Raw genomic sequence first — 16,713 nt, 5'->3', positions numbered from 1 at the left:
TTAGCCTTTACGTAAATATTTGTTTTTAAGGTAAAAAAGTGAAATTTGCCAATTAAATACACAAACCATTTGGATATCTATATCAGCTACGCATTATTTTTTCTTTTTCAGATATGCTTTATTATCCAGCTTTACTATCTGCTGGTAATACAAAGAAAATTTTCTGTTTTTAAGCCCAACAAAAATTTAGAAACTAATTATTCACAGCCCGTTTCTGTTATTATTTGTGCCAGAAACGAAGCAGAAAACCTAAAGAATTATTTACCTTTTATTTTAGAACAAAACCATCCAAATTTTGAAGTGATTGTGGTAAATGATTGTTCTTATGATAATAGTGAAGATGTTTTAAAAGATTTTGCCATTAAGTACAAACATCTTAAAGTAGTGAAAATAGAAGAGCATCCTAGATTTAAAACTGCTAAAAAATTTGCGGCAACTTTGGGTATCAAAGCGGCAATACACGATATAATTTTATTTACAGATGCAGATTGTAAACCAGGATCTGAAAATTGGATAAATAGAATAACCGCTCATTATCAAAATGATAAAACGGAAATCGTTTTGGGCTATTCACCGTATATAAAGGGCAAAGGTTTTTTAAACCGTTTAATCAGGTATGAAACTTATCAAACCGCATTAAACTATTTTGCTTATTCATTAAACGCGATGCCTTACATGGGAGTTGGTAGAAATTTATCTTATAAAAAGTCGTTGTTTTTTAAAAACAAAGGCTTTGCATCCCATATGCACATCCCTTCTGGGGATGATGATTTATTTGTAAACCAAAACGCCAACGCTCACAATACAGAGATAGAATTTAGCGAAGACAGCCAAGTTTGGAGCGAGCCAAAAACCACCTGGAAAAGTTACTGGAAACAAAAAAGCAGGCATTTAGGTGCAGGCAAGGCTTATAAAAACCAAGACAGGAAAAATTTGGGTTTACAGTTTGGATCGGCCATTGGGTTTTACGCTCTTTTGGTTTTATGCTTGTTTTTTAGGATAGAGCCACTGCTTATCGCCATCATATTTTTAATAAGGTTTGTTGTGCAGATCTATGTTTTTTATCAACCTTTTATAAAACTTAGAAATAAAGATTTAATTTGGTGGTTCATAATCTTAGATCCTTTTTATTATATTTATTTAACTTCATTAGGCATAACCGGAGTTTTTAGAAAAAAAACAGCATGGAAGTAAATCCCAATTTTTCTGATAATGCAAAAAACGATTTCTCTTTGGTAGAAAGGGCAAAAACTGGCGAGCAGAAGGCCTACGCAGAGTTGATGCAACGCTATAAAGATTCTATATTTTTTATGGTTTTAAAAATGGTGAACAATAAAGACGATGCCATGGATATTACCGTAACAACTTTTGCAAAAGCATTTGAAAACCTAGAGAAATACCGGCCAGAATTTGCTTTTAGCACATGGTTGTTTAGGATCGCAACCAACGGTAGTATAGATTTTATAAGGAAAAAGAAAATCGCCACCACATCAATTGATGTTTTAAACGGAGGGGAGAATAACGAAGACAGAGTTTTTGAGATAAAGAGCGATGTCTTAAACCCAGAAGAAACATCCATCAAAAAACAACAAACAGAGCAATTAAAAGAAATTATTGATAAGCTGCCCCCAAGATATAAGACATTGATTATTCTTCGTTATTTTGATGAGCTTTCTTATGAAGAAATAGCAGAACAACTAGATCTGCCCTTAGGTACGGTTAAAGCCCAGCTTTTTAGGGGCAGAGATTTATTATCCAACGTTTTGAGTAAAAGGTTGAAAAGCGAAAAAAGTGACTTCTAAAATCATCCAAAAATATTTTCCAAATTTAACCCAAATCCAAATTAAACAGTTTGATCTGTTGTTGGGCCTTTATCAGAATTGGAATTCGCAAATAAACGTAATCAGTAGAAAAGATATAGATCTGCTTTATGAGCGCCATATTTTACATTCGCTAGGGATTGCAGAAGTTTGCGGGTTTTTGCCTAACCAAAGTGTTTTGGATGTTGGTACGGGCGGTGGTTTCCCCGGCATTCCCTTAGCTATCTTGTTTCCAGAAACCCAATTTCTATTGGTAGATTCTATCGGTAAAAAAATAAAAGTTGTTAATGAGGTTTCATCTGCAATTGGGTTAAAAAACCTTAAAGCCGTTCATAGCAGGGCAGAACAAATAAACGAAAAATTTGATTTTATTGTTTCAAGGGCAGTAACGCAATTAAAAGATTTTTATCCTTGGATAAAAGGTAAATTTAAAAAAGAAAGCACAAACAGATTGCCAAATGGGGTTTTATATTTAAAAGGTGGCAATTTAGATCAAGAATTAAAAGATTCTCAACTTAATAACATCAAGTTATATCCTTTAAAAGATTATTTTGGTGAAGATTTTTTCGATACCAAATACGTAGTTTATTTTCCTGCACAATAAACAATTCTTAAACGATGCTCCACGAAATTGCACTTACATTTGTTAAAGGAATTGGAGACATTACCGCAAAAACACTTATTAGTTACTGCGGAAGTGCAGAAGAAGTTTTTTCATCATCAAAAAAAGCATTAGAAAAAATACCCGGGATAGGGTCCAAAACCGCAGAATCAATTGTGAACCATACCGCATTTGGCAGGGCAGAAGAAGAGCTTAAGTTTATTGAGAAATACAAAATCAAAAGTTTTTTTTATTTGGATAAAACCTACCCAAAAAGATTAAAAAACTGTGTTGATGCACCCACAATGCTTTATTTTAAAGGTACGGCCAATTTAAACAACCAAAAAATTGTAGCAGTTGTGGGTACACGTAATGCAACCAATTATGGGAGGTATTTTTGTGAAAAGCTGATACAAGGATTAAAACATCATGGTTTGTTGGTGGCAAGCGGTTTAGCTTACGGTATCGATATTGCCGCACATAAAGCAGCGGTAAGTTTGGATGTTACAACGGTTGGGGTTTTGGGGCATGGTTTGGATAGGATTTACCCTGCTTTGCACCGCCCAGTAGCAGAAAAAATGTTGGTTAATGGAGGCTTGTTAACAGAGTTTCCTTCGCAAACCAATCCCGATAGGCAAAATTTCCCTAAACGAAATAGGATCATAGCGGGGATGGCAGATGCTGTTATAGTTGTAGAGGCTACGCAAAGAGGCGGTGCGCTAATCACGGCAGAAATTGCTAATTCTTATAACAGAGATGTGTTTGCGGTACCCGGAAGGGTAGATGATGAGTTTTCTGACGGTTGCAACTTTTTGATAAAAACCAATAGGGCGCATTTACTAACAAAATCTGAGGACATAGAATATATAATGGGCTGGTTAGATGGTTTATTGGTTAATAAAAAAATAGAACCAGAATTACTTTTAAACCTAAGTGCAGATGATAAAAAGATAGTAGATATAATTAAAGATAACGGAAGCATTGCTATTGATGATCTTCAAATAAAGCTAGAAATGCCACAGAGCAAACTAACTATGGCACTTTTGAACTTAGAGATGCAATCTGTTATCATTTCCCTGCCCGGGAAGGTATATAGGATGAATTAGAAATCTTAATCTTCTTCAATCAAATTTTTTGGATATTCATAAAAAACCACTTCGCCAGTTCCCTTACCTATCATTTCCCAATCATCAAAAGCAAAAGAGATCAAAACCATACCGCTAGTTGGGATATTGAAAATATCGGCATCGCTTAAATAAACGGTTAAATCTGTAACGCCGTTATTGTGCCCAAATAATGCAACCTTATCATATTGGTTATCAATTTGGTTGATAATCTTTAACAATTGTTTACTACTTGCCTCATAAACATTAGAATTGGTGATGATTTTAGATTTTTCGATACCTATTTTCTGGCATACGATCTCACAAGTATTTAAAGCTCTTTTTGCCGGACTGGATATGACCAAATCTGGTTTAAAAGATTTTTTTAACAACTTTTCTCCAATTAATGGCGCATCCTTTGATCCTCTGCTGTTTAAAGGTCTGTTAAAATCATTTATAGAAGGATCGTTCCAATCAGATTTGGCATGCCTTACTATTAGTAATTGTTTATTCATGGGAGATAAAATCGATAATCAAATTTTCGTTAATGTTTTTCATACATTTAAAATGACCTTTTGGACAAGCCGATAAACCAAATTTAGAACATGGCCTGCAAGATAGAACAACCCCTGCTTCATAATGTTTTTCAACTTGGTAAGGCTGCACACCCAGTAGCTCTGGAACGGTGCTTCCCCAAATAGTGATCAGTTTTTTATTAAATGCTTCCGCAATGTGCGTTAAACCAGTATCAAAACCAATTACTTGTGTGGCATTTTTTACCACTGTTACAGATTCGTTTAGGCTGATTTTTCCAACTAAATTAATGATTTTTTTCGGTAAGGCTTTAAAAATAACCTCAGCGTTAAATTTTACATCTTCTCCGCCTAATAAAACGATAGGAAAATCTATCTTTTCGCATAAAGAAATAACTTTTTCATTGGGCATTCTTTTGGTAAAATGCGTAGCCCCTATAATAAAGACTATAAAGGGATCTTGGTAATGATCTGGGAGTATTTCTTGTATTGGTTTAGTGTTCTCGGGTAAAAAGTAATCTATGGGTCGATAATCATTTTTAACCCCCAAAAAGCTAACGGCCTTTAAATAACGATCAACCAAATGATCTGGTTTAATAAGGTTTAACCCCCATTTTAAGGCTAACCACTTTTTAAACCTTTCCTTTTTATAAGTGGATGATTTTATACCCAATCTTACCTTAACCAAGGTTGAGCGTAAACTATTGTGCAAATCTATCACATAATCAAAGTTTTCTGCCTTAAGCGTTGCAATGGTTTCTTTTAGCCTGGGTTTTAATAAATGAAGCTGATCTATATATGTGTTTTGATCTAATAAAAACTTAAAATTTGCTTTGGTAAGGTAGTGGATTTCTGGGTTTGGAAGCTGTTTTTTCAAACATCTAACAACCGGAGATGTATAAATAATATCTCCCATAGAGCTAAAGCGGATAACCAATATTTTGAGTTTTTTATGCTGCACCTATGCTTTTTTAGAATTAAAATAAGATACTATCTCTTTTAGGGTTAGGGCATTTAAGCAATGAGAAGGTGTTAAGCCACCTTTACGGGCAACGTTAATTCCATATTGCATATCCAATAAACCTTCAGTGCGGTGTGCATCTGGGTTTATGGATAATAGAACGCCCTTTTCTAAGGCGTATCTGTGCCAGCGCCAATCTAAGTCTAGTCTTAATGGGTTTGCATTTATCTCTATCACTACTTTGTTTGCTGCACAAGCATCGATCACTTTCTCAAAATTTAAGGGATAACCGCTTCTACTCAGCAACAACCTTCCGGTTGGGTGGCCTAAAATAGTTGTATAAGGATTCTCGATTGCTTTTATTAACCTGTTTGTAGCCCTTTCTTCATCCATTTTTAAGACAGAATGTACAGATGCAACCACAAAATCGAAACGCTTTAAGATTTCCTCTGGGTAATCTAAGCTGCCATCAGATAAAATATCAGATTCTATGCCTTTAAATATTTTGAAAGGTGCTAATTTTTTATTCAAATGATCAATTTCTTCATGCTGTTGCAAAACCCTTTCTATGCTTAGCCCTTTGGCATAAACAGCGGTTTTAGAGTGATCACACATTCCCAAATACTCTAAATTCATTTCATCGCGACAATATAAAGCCATTTCTTCAATGCTATGTACGCCATCGCTCCAAGTACTATGATTGTGCAGAGTGCCTTTTAAATCATCATTCACTATTAATTTTGGCAGTTGCTGCTTAAGTGCTAGCTCAACCTCATCAAAACCTTCTCTTAGTTCTGGAACAATAAAATCCATACCTGCAGACTGATATAGATCTTCCTCATTATCAAATAACATATTTGATTTAAAATGATTCTCCATCAAACTTAAATGTAAATCAGAACCGGTTGTTTTAAAAAGTGCATTTCCTTTTTCTTCTGGCTTACAAATGGTGATTTGTATTTTGATGCCGTTGCTGTCTTGAAATAAAATTTCTCTTTTCTCAAGGTTAGTTTCAACCCTATCTAAAACATCCGGAAAATTATCCAGAAGTAATTCATCATTATTTGATACCACTAAGAAAGAAAGAACATCTATAATTTCACATTTTCTCCTAAACTGGCCGGTAATTAAAACTTCAACTTTGCTGTCTATTTTCTGATAAGCTTTTACAAATTCATTTTGATAAGAGAGGGCAATATTCTCTAATTTGGCATAAAGAAACCTGCCCATATTTGCCATCTTAAATTCGATGGCCTTTTTAATTTCTTCTTGTGTTTTTAAACCAAAACCCTTAGCTTCTATTAACCGGTTTTCGTTACAGGCATAATAAAGTTCGCCTATGGTCTCGATATCTAAAACGTTCCAAATTATTTCTATCTTCTTTGGCCCCAGACCTTTAATGGTCATCATACCCAAAATACCATCCGGGGTTTTAGAGATTAGCGTGTTTAATTCTTGTATTTCCCCGGTTTGCAATAGTTCTGCGATTTTAGCAGCAATACTTTTCCCTATACCTTCAATCTTTTCTAGTTCATCGGGATCTTTATCTTTTAATTTAAAAGGTAGTTTATCTATTTTGAAAGATGCGTTTGCAATAGATTTTATCTTGAAGGGGTTTTCTTGGTACAGTTCCATCAATTGCGATAGCAATTTAAAGGCCTTGGATATTTCTTTGTTTTCCATTGATGCTAAGTTACCAATATCATGATTAAAATGACAGATGATTTCAAATTGGTTTAAAACTTAGCATTTAAAAATCATTATGCTTGAGTATAGTAACTATAATAAAAAAAGGTCAGGAATTAAATCCTTGAATTCAAGAAATATAAAAATGGGTTTTCAAATTAATGAAAACCCATTTTTTATAGAGAATAAAATTTTATTAATTCACTTCTAAATCAAAAGGCATTCTTGCTTGCAAACCTCTCATATTGGAAATTTCTTTTACCTTTTGATAATATTGATAACTTGTACCTAGCTCTTGCTTAACCATGTAACTTTTTATTTTATCCCCAGAGTTATCTAATAAACCAAATAAGCCATCTTTAATTTCAGGATAGTTTACAATTTTATAATCATCTAGTTTAGCTTTTTTTGCTGCACATTTAATGGCATCTTCTAAATGCCCGATACGATCCACTAGTTTTATTTTAATGGCTTGCTCACCTGTCCAAACCCTTCCTTGTCCAATACTATCTACATAAGCTTGAGAAATATGTCTCCCTTCGGATACCCTTTTAGTGAAATCTGCATAGGTTCTGTTAACCTCTTTTTGCAAGATCATTTTTTCTGGTGATGTTAATGGCCTCGAGATATTTCCCAGATCTGCAAACTGGCCAGTTTTAACCCCATCAAAAGTGATCCCTAATTTATCGTTTAAAAAACCTTTTAGATTTGGGATAATGGCAAAAACGCCGATAGAGCCAGTAATTGTATTGGGTTCGGCAAAAATAGAATCCGCTGCGCAAGAAATATAATAACCGCCAGAAGCAGCATAATCGCCCATAGATACAATAACCGGTTTTGCCTTCTTGGTTAATAAAACCTCTCTCCAAATTACATCAGAAGCTAGTGAGCTGCCACCCGGGCTATTTACCCTTAATACAACGGCTTTGATTTTATCATCTAACCGGGCTTTTCTTAAAGCTTTAGAAATCCCTTCAGAACCTATCGAATTTTCATCGCCTTCGCCCCCGTTTATTTCTCCATTTGCATAGATAACGGCAATTTTATCTTTTGCAGAAGAAGATGATTTTATCGTTTTTGCATAGTCTGTAACGCTTATGGTGTTCAGATTATCTTTTTTATCGGTTTCGGTTTTGGCTTTAAGCTCATCCAAAACTTCATCCTTATATTTTAGGGCATCAACCAATTTTAGTTTAACCGCATCTTCTGGCGAACGGGATAATAAGCCATCGGCAATAGCAATAATAGAATCTTGTGGGATATTTCTGCTTTTAGAGATCTCACTGGTAAAATGATCATAAAGCGAACCTAATAAAGCTTTAGTTTGTAAACGATTGGCATCGCTCATTTTATCTAATATATAAGGTTCTACGGCGCTCTTATAGGTCCCAACTTTAATTACTTGGGCTTCTATTCCTAATTTATCAAGCGCACCTTTATAAAAAGTGATCTGAGAACTAAATCCTTTTAATTCTAAAAGACCTTGAGGGTTTAAATAAACCTTATCGGCAACGGAAGCTAAATAATAAGCTCCTTGGGTATAAACCTCGCTGTAAGCATAGATGAATTTCTTAGATTTTTTAAAATCTATTAAAGCATCACGTATTTGTTCTATGGTAGCAAAACCTGTAACCAGATAGGTAACGTCTAAATAAATCCCTTTTATTTGGTCATCATCTTTGGCATTTTTGATGCTTTTTAAAATATCGTTTAAACCAACTGTTTTCTCTCCTTTAAATGGGCCTACGTCTAAATTATCTAAGGGGCTAGAAGTGCTTCTTTCTACAATTGGGACATTAAGATTGATATGCAAGATGGTATTTTCTTTTACCTCTACCGTATCGTTAGAACTAGATACAATTGCCGTAACCCCACCAATTAAAATTACGAATAAAAGAACGGTGGCGATAATTACACCAAGCATAGAGGCAAAAACAAACTTAAAGAATTGTTTCATTTAGAGATTTTTTGTTTTAAAATAGTATTTTGCAAATATAATTTTTAGATGCGCATTAAAAGCAATTGTTACAACATTTATGTGTAAGGTTTACCTACTTTTAGGGGGTAATTTGGGTAATAGGGAAAATAATATCTCACTTGCCCTAAAGCATTTACAAAAGTTGGTGGGTAAAGCTATCCAAATGTCATCAATTTATGAAACGGAAGCTTGGGGAGTAAATGATCAACCGCACTTTTTAAATATTGCAGTAGCTATTGAAACCAATCTAAAACCGCTAGAGTTACTAGCACAAACACAAAAGATAGAAAATTTATTAGGCAGGGAAAGGGAGGCGAAATGGGGCGCAAGAACAATGGATATTGATATTTTATTTTATGATGGCATGGTTATCCAAACAGAAAAACTGACCGTCCCGCATCCTTTTATAGCGCAGCGTAATTTTGTTTTAACACCATTGAACCAGATCGCTGGGGATTTTAATCACCCTGTTTTAGGTTTAACGGTTAACCAGTTAAAAAGCCAATGTTTGGATCAACTACCCGTAAAGCTTTACAAACAAATATGATATGGAATTAAATGATAAAAAAGAATTGGTATTAGACTTGTCTTATTTGCAAGAGTTGGCTGATGATAATACAGATTTTATAGTTGAAATGATCGATATTTTTTTGATGCAGACACCAGATTATGTTGCTGCATTAGAAGCAGGGGTTGTGGCCAAAGATTTTAAAGCTATTGGAGATGCCGCCCATAAAATAAAGCCTACCTTAAGTTTTATGGGTTTGGCATTGGCAAAAGAAACTATGGTAAGCATTGAGGCAAGAGCTAGAAACCAAGATGATTACATGGGTATTTTACAAGATTTTGAGTCTTTAAAACTTGTTTTTGATAAAGTTTATATCAAATTAAAAGAGAAAAAAGAAGAGCTTTTGGCAAAAGGTTAAAGCTCGTTGATTTCAAAGTGGAAACTTTCCATTATTACGTTTGCCAGTAATTTTTTACAGGCGGTTTCTACCTTTTCAGTAGCTTTTTCTTTGTTTTCTGCTGTTACCTCTAAAGTGATATGGCGGCCAATTCTTATATTGGTTATTTCTGATAAATCAAGGTTTTTCATGCTGCCTGTAACAGCCTTTCCTTGTGGATCTAAGATCTCTTTTAATGGCATTACATCTATAGCGGCTGTGAATTTTTTCATGATGTGGTTTTAAAATGTATTTGTGAAAAAAGTATGTATAAAATTAAAATTATCGGAATTGCTGCGAATTTAAGAAAAGCCAATAAAACTATCGATAAAATAAGGAAAATGAATTTATATTTATTGGCCGTCCAGCTTAATCCACGCATCTTCATAGAGAATAGTCTAATCTCGCTAACCAATAAATAACTCACAACCAATACTATAGTAATTAAAAAGTAATTGTTGTTGATGAAAGGGAAATCATCTGCCAACCAAGGTAAAGAGATGATAAAAAAAGTATTCATTGGGGTATTTAGGCCAATAAAATCTTCTGTTTGCCTAGTGTCTATATTAAACTTTGCCAACCTCAAAGCAGAAAATATGGTAATCAAAAATCCAGCGTAAGCTAAATAGCCGGCACCGCTCATCAATAAAAGTTTGTAGATAACAAGGCCCGGCAAAAGACCAAAGCTAACTACATCGGCCAAAGAATCTAGCTCTTTGCCAATATCAGATTTTACGTTTAGCAACCTTGCTGCAAATCCATCAAAAAAATCAAAAATGCCAGATACCAAAACAAAAAAAGCAACCGTTTTAAGGTTGCCGTTAAATGCGTAAACAATACCAGCGCAACCTGATAACAGATTGCCACACGTTAATGCGTTTGGGATGTGTTTTTTTATATTCATTAGGTTACGAGGTTTAAGGCATAGGGTTTAAGGCTTCTAACCTTCGGCCTTAAACCTTTTACCATTTGCCTTTTAAGAATTCATAGAAACCAAAAACTCTTCATTAGATTTTGTGCCTCTCACTTGGGTAAGCAAGAATTCCATTGCTTCTTGAGGGTTCATATCTGCCAAGTGGTTCCTAAGGATCCAAATGCGTTGCAAGGTTTCTTTATCTAATAGAAGATCATCTCTTCTGGTGCTAGAGGCCGTAAGATCAATAGCTGGGAAAACACGTTTATTAGATAATTTCCTATCTAACTGAAGCTCCATATTACCGGTACCCTTAAATTCTTCAAAGATAACCTCGTCCATTTTAGAGCCTGTTTCTGTTAAAGCGGTAGCCAAAATAGTTAAAGAACCGCCATCTTCAATGTTGCGGGCAGCCCCAAAAAACCTTTTTGGTTTATGTAAAGCGTTTGCATCCACACCACCTGATAATATTTTACCAGATGCAGGCGCAACGGTATTATAAGCCCTTGCTAAACGAGTGATAGAGTCTAAAAGTATCACCACATCATGGCCGCACTCTACCATTCTTTTGGCTTTCTCTAAAACGATGTTCGCTATTTTTACATGTCTATCTGCAGGTTCATCAAATGTAGAGGAAACAACTTCTGCTCTTACGCTTCTCGCCATATCGGTTACCTCTTCCGGTCGTTCATCTATCAATAAAATGATCAAATAAACTTCTGGATGGTTTGCCGCAATCGCATTTGCGACCTCTTTTAACAAATTGGTTTTACCTGTTTTAGGTTGGGCAACTATCAAACCGCGTTGTCCTTTACCAATTGGGGTAAACAGATCCATGATCCTGGTAGAATAATCACTAGGTTTCATAAATAAATTTAACCTTTCTGTTGGGAAAAGAGGCGTTAAATAATCAAAAGGAACACGATCCCTAACCTCGGCGGGCACTCTTCCGTTGATAGACTCTACCCTTACCAAAGGGAAATATTTTTCACCTTCTTTTGGCGGCCTAATGCTTCCCCTAACGGTATCGCCTGTTTTTAATCCAAATAATTTTATTTGCGATTGCGATACATAAATATCATCGGGCGAGGTGAGGTAGTTGTAATCTGACGACCTTAAGAAGCCATAACCATCGGGCATAATTTCTAAAACACCTTCATTGATGATTACGTTGTCAAAGTCAAAGGCAGAGTCTGAATTTCTCGGTTTAGAATTTTTATCCGGGCGGATGGATTTGGGCTCGCTTCTTTGCTCGTTTTCTGGATTATCTTTTGGCGAAGTTTCGATAACATGTTTTGCCCTTGCTCTTGGCGCTTCTTCTTTTGATGGGTTATCGAATAAAGAAACTTCTTCTGCAGGGCTAGTGCTTTTTCTTTCTACCGGTTCTGCTTTAGAAACAAGTGTTCTAGTCCTTTTCTTTATTTTCTCTTCTTTAGGCAGTTCTTCTTCCACAACCTCGCCAGAACCTCTAGCAGCGGTAATCAAATCTTGTTGTTCGCCAATTTTAGCTATCAAATCGGCCTTACGCAAAACATCGGTATCTTCTACTCCAAAACTTTTTGCGATTTCACGAAGCTCTGAAACAAGCTTGTCGTTCAATTCGGTTTTATTAAACATTAATATGAATTATTGTCAAGGGATTAAAATATGATTTATCCATTTTGACTAGGTAAACAGTTAAAATCTTAGTGTGAATTTATTTGTTTGACTTAATCCGTAGAAAAAGGATAAATTGAGATTATGGTGCAATAATATAGAATTATTTGTAATTAAAAAACTTTTTAAACTTTTTTTTAATCAATATAAATTTTATCACTTTTGGGGATAATCCAGAATCGCTAAAATGACCCGTAAAGAACTGATAAAACAAATAAAAACCAAAAGATCTTTTTTATGTATAGGTTTAGATTCTGATATTAACAAAATCCCCAAACATTTGCTTGCTTTTGAAGATCCTGTGTTTGAGTTTAACAAGCAAATCATTGATGCCACTAAACATCTTTGCGTTTCTTATAAAATAAATACCGCTTTTTATGAGTGTAGGGGGCTAGCCGGGTGGAGGTGCTTGGTAAACACTTTCAATTATTTGCCAAAAGATATTTTTTCTATAGCCGATGCCAAGCGTGGCGATATTGGGAACACATCTAGTATGTATGCTGATGCTTTTTTTGATAAAGAAAGCTCTGGTTTAAGTTTCGATTCTGTAACCGTTGCGCCATATATGGGGGCAGATTCTGTAAAACCTTTTTTAAAGTATAGTGATAAATGGGTGGTTTTGCTTGCATTAACTTCTAATGAAAGCGCTAAAGATTTCCAATTTTTAGAGAGCAAATCTGGGTTTTTATTCGAAAACGTATTGGTAAAATCTCAAGAATGGGCAAATGAAGAAAACATGATGTACGTAGTTGGGGCTACAAAAGGTAAGGCTTTCGCCGATATTAGAAAACTGGCCCCCAATCATTTTTTGTTAGTCCCGGGTATTGGTGCGCAAGGCGGATCTTTAAGAGATGTTTGCCAATACGGCATAAACAAAGATTGCGGATTGATCGTAAATTCTTCCAGAGCCATTATTTACGCTTCTAATGGGGAAGATTTCGCCAATGCCGCAAGAAATGAAGCCGAGAAATTACAATTAGAGATGGCAATAGAAATTGAAAAGATCGGCTTTTAAAATTAAACAGAAATAATTTATACGTAGCTGTTTAAGCTAAAACTAAGGCTTATTAGCTTTGTAACGCTTATCTGGTGTGCCATCCTTTTTTAATGGGCCGGTTTTGGCAGCATTTGATTTGTATCTTTTATCTGGCGTACCGTCTTTTTTTAACGGAACTGTTGGTTTGGCAGCGGTCTTTGTAACTTCCGCAGATTTTACAGTAGTTTTATTGGGGTTTGTAACTGTTTTTTTAGTTGCGTCTTTTTTGGCCGTTATTGCAGGTTTAGCCATTTCGGTTTTTTTCTCTACTTTTTTAGTGATAGGTTTTGTGGCTTTTGTTTGCGCATAAGAAACACCTAAGCCCATAACAGCTACCAGTGCAAGCATCAATAGTTTTTTCATGATTTTTAAATTTTAATTATTTGCGTTACCAAAAATATATTCGATTTTGTGAGTTTTTAGTTTGTTAAAAACGGAATATATGAGTTTAAAATTGCAGGGAGATTAAAATAATTATTCTGTTTTTTCAACCACAACCGCAGTACCATAAGCAAGTACCTCTGTTAAACCGTTCATTACTTCATTTGCGTCGTATCGCATATTTATAATGGCATTGGCTCCCATTTGTTGCCCGTGTAAAATCAACAATTGTAAGGCTTCTTCCCTTGCCTTTTCGCAAAGCTCTGTAAAAATGGCGCTTCTGCCACCAAAAATGGTCATAAAACCACCAGCCATGTTTCCCAGTACGCTTCTTGATCTTACGGTTATCCCTCTAACCAAACCTAGCTGTTTGGTAATTTTATAACCTTCTAAATTTGTGCTTGTTGTAATTAGGATATGTTGATCCATAATAAATGATCTAAATGAAAAGGCAATTTAATACGTTTTATTATGGCACTGATAATTTACCATACCCAAATATATTATTTTGGAAACGAATAGCCAAATCACTTTTGGGTTAAAAAAATTAGGGCAAAAAGCTTTGGCTTTAAATGGATAAATTTAGATAATGAAAAATATAGCAAAATAATTTTAACCGATGATAAAAAGCAAATTGGTTGTTTAAAAGAAAGACTTAAGTTTTTAGCCCCGATAGCAATGGATACCTGCCTGTGGATAAGGCATTGTGGCGTATGAATGGATAGCGGGAACAAGCTCCATAAACCTGCAAACATAAACCGCTTCAAAAAAACAAAACCTTGTATTTTCTTATGCTTATCTTTACCGCCGAATGAAATTTAGTAAATACCACATTGTGCCCCAATTAAAAAGGGCCTTAGAGGAGTTGGAGTATAAAAAGCCAACCGACATTCAGTTTAAATCTATCCCTCAAATTTTATCTGGTCAGGATATTTTGGCGATTGCGCAAACCGGTACCGGTAAAACGGCTGCTTTTGCTATTCCGTTGATCAGTATGCTGCAATCGAGTATTGGCCGTAATCCTGATCAAAATGTTAAAGCGGTTGTGATGGTACCAACCAGAGAACTTGCTTTGCAAATTGAAGATGTTTTTAATGAGCTGGGAAAATATACCGATATAGAAACGATAGCGATCTTTGGCGGCGTTGATATTGACCCTCAAGTAGAGAGATTGAGAAAAGGGGTAGATGTGCTGATCGCAACTCCGGGCAGAATACAAGATTTGGTGCATAAAGGGCATCTGAACTTAAAGAAGATAGATTTTTTGGTTTTAGACGAGGCCGATCACATGCTCAATAAAGGTTTTTATCAAGATATTCAGCATTTGATACAATTTTTGCCAAAAAGGAGGCAAACCTTGTTTTTCTCTGCAACCATAGATGAGAACATCAAAGATTTGGCTTATGCGCTGGTGAGCAAACCGGTAAGGATCCAGATTTCGCCCAAGGACCCCGTTTCTAAAAATGTAGATCATGGTGTTGTTTTTGTTGATATGGACGACAAGCGGTTTTTTTTAGAGCGCATCATTAATGAGCATCCCGATAAAAAAATATTGGTTTTTGTGCGTACAAAGGTGCGGGCAGAGCGTGTTTTTAAAGCCATGGAGCGTGTGAATATTGTAACTGCAACCTTACATGGCGATAAAGAACAAGAAGCTCGTTTTTCTGTTTTGGAAGATTTTAGGGAAGGCAAAATTAAAGTGCTTATCGCTACGGATATTAGTGCCAGGGGCCTGGATGTTAAGGGTGTGCAATATGTGATCAATTACGATTTGCCAGATGTTGCCGAGAATTATGTGCACAGGGTTGGCAGAACGGGGAGGGGTAACAACCGAGGAAATGCGGTTTCTTTTTGTAGCGAGGAAGAAAAGCCTATTTTAGAAGAGATAGAAACTTACTTAACACAACCCATCAAAACGATGGCATTGAAGAAAACAGAATATGAAGAGACATTGGCCATTTCTGAGGCCAATCTAAACGATTGGAAATCATTGATCATAGAGGCCGAAGCACAAGCCAAAATCAAGAAAAAGAAGAAAAGATAAATTTTATTAAATGTATATCAAGGTTTTAGCAATCAATTTGAAATCTTGTTTAAGATAATGTTAAAAAATGATACCTTTGCGGCGGGTTAGTCTTCTACGACCAGCTCCTTCTGAACTCCCCCAGGGTGGGAACGCAGCAAGGGTAAGAGGTTGTAGCGGTGCGATAGAAGGGGCTAACCCACTTTTTTTTCTTTTCTTTAAAAAATCCAGATTTTTCTTTTTTTAACATTACTTCTACAAAAGACTGTTAGTTGCCTGTCATTTCCTAAATATTCATTTATATTTGGCTCATAATGGTAAGCTTATTGAAGCTTAATTAACAAATAATCAAATTTAAAAATAGAATTATGAAATTTTTTATTGATACCGCAAATCTGGATGAGATTAAACAAGCTCAAGATTTAGGAATATTAGATGGCGTAACTACCAACCCAAGCTTAATGGCCAAAGAAGGCATTACGGGTGATGAAAACGTAATGAAGCATTACAAAGCCATTTGCGAAATTGTTGATGACAATGTGAGTGCTGAGGTAATCTCTACCGATTTTGACGGGATGGTTAAAGAAGGGGAGAAATTGGCCGCTTTAAACGATAAAATTGTTGTTAAAATACCGATGATCAAAGATGGTGTAAAAGCGTTGAAGTATTTTAGCGATAAAGGCATCAGAACAAATTGCACCTTGATATTTTCTGCCGGCCAAGCTTTATTAGCGGCAAAAGCAGGGGCAAATTACGTTTCTCCTTTTTTGGGAAGGTTAGATGATATAGGTGCGGATAGCTTAGGATTGGTAGAAGATATTCGCCTGATTTTTGATAACTACGGTTATGAAACGGAAATCTTAGCGGCATCTATCAGAAACTCTACCCATATTGTAGAATGTGCCAAAATTGGTGCCGATGTGATGACGGGCCCTTTAAGTTCTATCTTAGGATTGTTGAAACATCCGTTAACTGATAATGGTTTAGCCCAATTTTTGGCAGATCATAAAAAAGCTGCTGGTAAGTAGTTTTAAAAGCATCATAAAATGAGCGTCCTTGAATTAAATTTAAGGATGCT

18 protein-coding genes and 1 other RNA gene are annotated in these 16,713 nt (G+C 35.4%); 10 read left to right on the top strand and 9 right to left on the bottom strand.

Translation table 11 applies throughout. The features are described from left to right. Window positions 1-45 precede the first annotated feature (45 nt). The 4 genes from I5M32_RS05530 to dprA are packed head-to-tail and all read left to right on the top strand — an operon-like array spanning window position 46 to window position 3,527. Window positions 46-1,194 carry a glycosyltransferase gene (locus I5M32_RS05530; RefSeq protein WP_234461868.1) on the top strand — a complete coding sequence of 383 codons (1,149 nt, stop codon included), beginning with the start codon at window positions 46-48 and terminating at the stop codon, window positions 1,192-1,194. Then, window positions 1,185-1,802: an RNA polymerase sigma factor gene (locus tag I5M32_RS05525; protein WP_200585189.1), complete on the top strand. Its 618-nt coding sequence runs from the start codon at window positions 1,185-1,187 to the stop codon at window positions 1,800-1,802. The genes I5M32_RS05530 and I5M32_RS05525 overlap by 10 nt, the downstream gene beginning before the upstream one ends. Further along, window positions 1,792-2,424: a 16S rRNA (guanine(527)-N(7))-methyltransferase RsmG gene (gene rsmG, locus I5M32_RS05520; protein WP_200585188.1), complete on the top strand. Its 633-nt coding sequence runs from the start codon at window positions 1,792-1,794 to the stop codon at window positions 2,422-2,424. The genes I5M32_RS05525 and rsmG overlap by 11 nt, the downstream gene beginning before the upstream one ends. Window positions 2,425-2,438: 14 nt before the next feature. After that, complete coding sequence (dprA, locus tag I5M32_RS05515) at window positions 2,439-3,527, top strand: DNA-processing protein DprA (protein ID WP_200585187.1); 1,089 nt, start codon at window positions 2,439-2,441, stop codon at window positions 3,525-3,527. A 5-nt stretch (window positions 3,528-3,532) separates the two neighbouring features. Here dprA and I5M32_RS05510 read toward each other — a convergent pair whose 3' ends face one another. The 4 genes from I5M32_RS05510 to sppA all read right to left on the bottom strand — a co-directional run bounded on the left by I5M32_RS05510 (window position 3,533) and on the right by sppA (window position 8,661). After that, window positions 3,533-4,039: a SixA phosphatase family protein gene (locus tag I5M32_RS05510; protein ID WP_200585186.1), complete on the bottom strand. Its 507-nt coding sequence runs from the start codon at window positions 4,037-4,039 to the stop codon at window positions 3,533-3,535. Then, on the bottom strand, window positions 4,032-4,934 hold the full coding sequence (locus I5M32_RS05505; RefSeq protein ID WP_234461867.1) for a glycosyltransferase family 9 protein: 903 nt from the start codon (window positions 4,932-4,934) through the stop codon (window positions 4,032-4,034). The genes I5M32_RS05510 and I5M32_RS05505 overlap by 8 nt, the downstream gene beginning before the upstream one ends. A gap of 84 nt (window positions 4,935-5,018) precedes the next feature. Further along, on the bottom strand, window positions 5,019-6,701 hold the full coding sequence (locus I5M32_RS05500) for a DNA polymerase/3'-5' exonuclease PolX (RefSeq protein ID WP_200585185.1): 1,683 nt from the start codon (window positions 6,699-6,701) through the stop codon (window positions 5,019-5,021). Between the two features lie 199 nt (window positions 6,702-6,900). Beyond that, on the bottom strand, window positions 6,901-8,661 hold the full coding sequence (gene sppA, locus I5M32_RS05495) for a signal peptide peptidase SppA (RefSeq protein WP_200585184.1): 1,761 nt from the start codon (window positions 8,659-8,661) through the stop codon (window positions 6,901-6,903). A gap of 79 nt (window positions 8,662-8,740) precedes the next feature. On the opposite strand from sppA, the gene folK reads away from it, so the two are divergent. After that, window positions 8,741-9,229 (top strand): 2-amino-4-hydroxy-6-hydroxymethyldihydropteridine diphosphokinase, encoded by a 489-nt coding sequence (gene folK / locus I5M32_RS05490; protein WP_200585183.1) that lies wholly within the window; start codon window positions 8,741-8,743, stop codon window positions 9,227-9,229. Window position 9,230: 1 nt separating this feature from the next. After that, complete coding sequence (locus I5M32_RS05485) at window positions 9,231-9,608, top strand: Hpt domain-containing protein (protein WP_200585182.1); 378 nt, start codon at window positions 9,231-9,233, stop codon at window positions 9,606-9,608. Here the strand turns inward: I5M32_RS05485 and purS are convergent. From purS to rho, 3 genes are all read right to left on the bottom strand, one after another. After that, window positions 9,605-9,859, bottom strand: a complete 255-nt coding sequence (purS, locus tag I5M32_RS05480; RefSeq protein WP_200585181.1) for a phosphoribosylformylglycinamidine synthase subunit PurS — start codon at window positions 9,857-9,859, stop codon at window positions 9,605-9,607. The genes I5M32_RS05485 and purS overlap by 4 nt on opposite strands. Beyond that, entirely contained in the window at window positions 9,856-10,530 is a 675-nt protein-coding gene (pssA, locus tag I5M32_RS05475) for a CDP-diacylglycerol--serine O-phosphatidyltransferase (RefSeq protein WP_200585180.1), read from the bottom strand. The genes purS and pssA overlap by 4 nt, the downstream gene beginning before the upstream one ends. Before the next feature lie 72 nt (window positions 10,531-10,602). Then, a complete protein-coding gene (gene rho, locus I5M32_RS05470; RefSeq protein ID WP_200585179.1) occupies window positions 10,603-12,156 on the bottom strand; it encodes a transcription termination factor Rho in 1,554 nt (517 codons plus the stop codon). Between the two features lie 226 nt (window positions 12,157-12,382). Here rho and pyrF point away from each other — a divergent pair, with 226 nt between their 5' ends. Next, window positions 12,383-13,210, top strand: coding sequence for an orotidine-5'-phosphate decarboxylase (gene pyrF, locus I5M32_RS05465; protein WP_200585178.1), 828 nt, complete (start codon window positions 12,383-12,385; stop codon window positions 13,208-13,210). A 42-nt stretch (window positions 13,211-13,252) separates the two neighbouring features. Here the strand turns inward: pyrF and I5M32_RS05460 are convergent, their stop codons facing one another. Both I5M32_RS05460 and I5M32_RS05455 read right to left on the bottom strand, forming a co-directional pair. Beyond that, a complete protein-coding gene (locus tag I5M32_RS05460) occupies window positions 13,253-13,594 on the bottom strand; it encodes a hypothetical protein (protein WP_200585177.1) in 342 nt (113 codons plus the stop codon). 111 nt (window positions 13,595-13,705) lie between these two features. Then, entirely contained in the window at window positions 13,706-14,041 is a 336-nt protein-coding gene (locus tag I5M32_RS05455) for a YbjQ family protein (RefSeq protein WP_200585176.1), read from the bottom strand. 382 nt (window positions 14,042-14,423) lie between these two features. Here I5M32_RS05455 and I5M32_RS05450 point away from each other — a divergent pair, with 382 nt between their 5' ends. From I5M32_RS05450 to fsa, 3 genes are all read left to right on the top strand, one after another. Next, window positions 14,424-15,656 (top strand): DEAD/DEAH box helicase, encoded by a 1,233-nt coding sequence (locus I5M32_RS05450; RefSeq protein WP_200585175.1) that lies wholly within the window; start codon window positions 14,424-14,426, stop codon window positions 15,654-15,656. An 83-nt stretch (window positions 15,657-15,739) separates the two neighbouring features. After that, an RNA gene (ffs, locus tag I5M32_RS05445) (signal recognition particle sRNA small type) lies at window positions 15,740-15,833 on the top strand. 170 nt (window positions 15,834-16,003) lie between these two features. Continuing rightward, window positions 16,004-16,663 carry a fructose-6-phosphate aldolase gene (fsa, locus tag I5M32_RS05440; protein ID WP_200585174.1) on the top strand — a complete coding sequence of 220 codons (660 nt, stop codon included), beginning with the start codon at window positions 16,004-16,006 and terminating at the stop codon, window positions 16,661-16,663. Window positions 16,664-16,713: the final 50 nt, after the last annotated feature.

Source organism: Pedobacter segetis (assembly GCF_016623585.1).
Taxonomy (GTDB): Bacteria; Bacteroidota; Bacteroidia; order Sphingobacteriales; family Sphingobacteriaceae; genus Pseudopedobacter; species Pseudopedobacter segetis.
This window is presented reverse-complemented; position numbering and strand designations above follow the sequence as displayed.

What these genes read in the sequence shown, in the direction of transcription:
- I5M32_RS05525 (WP_200585189.1), top strand. Translation starts at nt 1,185, where the DNA reads ATGGAAGTAAATCCCAATTTTTCTGATAATGCAAAAAACGATTTCTCT.
- dprA (WP_200585187.1), top strand. Translation starts at nt 2,439, where the DNA reads ATGCTCCACGAAATTGCACTTACATTTGTTAAAGGAATTGGAGACATT.
- I5M32_RS05510 (WP_200585186.1), bottom strand. Translation starts at nt 4,039, where the DNA reads ATGAATAAACAATTACTAATAGTAAGGCATGCCAAATCTGATTGGAAC.
- I5M32_RS05500 (WP_200585185.1), bottom strand. Translation starts at nt 6,701, where the DNA reads ATGGAAAACAAAGAAATATCCAAGGCCTTTAAATTGCTATCGCAATTG.
- sppA (WP_200585184.1), bottom strand. Translation starts at nt 8,661, where the DNA reads ATGAAACAATTCTTTAAGTTTGTTTTTGCCTCTATGCTTGGTGTAATT.
- folK (WP_200585183.1), top strand. Translation starts at nt 8,741, where the DNA reads ATGTGTAAGGTTTACCTACTTTTAGGGGGTAATTTGGGTAATAGGGAA.
- I5M32_RS05485 (WP_200585182.1), top strand. Translation starts at nt 9,231, where the DNA reads ATGGAATTAAATGATAAAAAAGAATTGGTATTAGACTTGTCTTATTTG.
- purS (WP_200585181.1), bottom strand. Translation starts at nt 9,859, where the DNA reads ATGAAAAAATTCACAGCCGCTATAGATGTAATGCCATTAAAAGAGATC.
- pssA (WP_200585180.1), bottom strand. Translation starts at nt 10,530, where the DNA reads ATGAATATAAAAAAACACATCCCAAACGCATTAACGTGTGGCAATCTG.
- rho (WP_200585179.1), bottom strand. Translation starts at nt 12,156, where the DNA reads ATGTTTAATAAAACCGAATTGAACGACAAGCTTGTTTCAGAGCTTCGT.
- pyrF (WP_200585178.1), top strand. Translation starts at nt 12,383, where the DNA reads ATGACCCGTAAAGAACTGATAAAACAAATAAAAACCAAAAGATCTTTT.
- I5M32_RS05460 (WP_200585177.1), bottom strand. Translation starts at nt 13,594, where the DNA reads ATGAAAAAACTATTGATGCTTGCACTGGTAGCTGTTATGGGCTTAGGT.
- I5M32_RS05455 (WP_200585176.1), bottom strand. Translation starts at nt 14,041, where the DNA reads ATGGATCAACATATCCTAATTACAACAAGCACAAATTTAGAAGGTTAT.
- I5M32_RS05450 (WP_200585175.1), top strand. Translation starts at nt 14,424, where the DNA reads ATGAAATTTAGTAAATACCACATTGTGCCCCAATTAAAAAGGGCCTTA.
- fsa (WP_200585174.1), top strand. Translation starts at nt 16,004, where the DNA reads ATGAAATTTTTTATTGATACCGCAAATCTGGATGAGATTAAACAAGCT.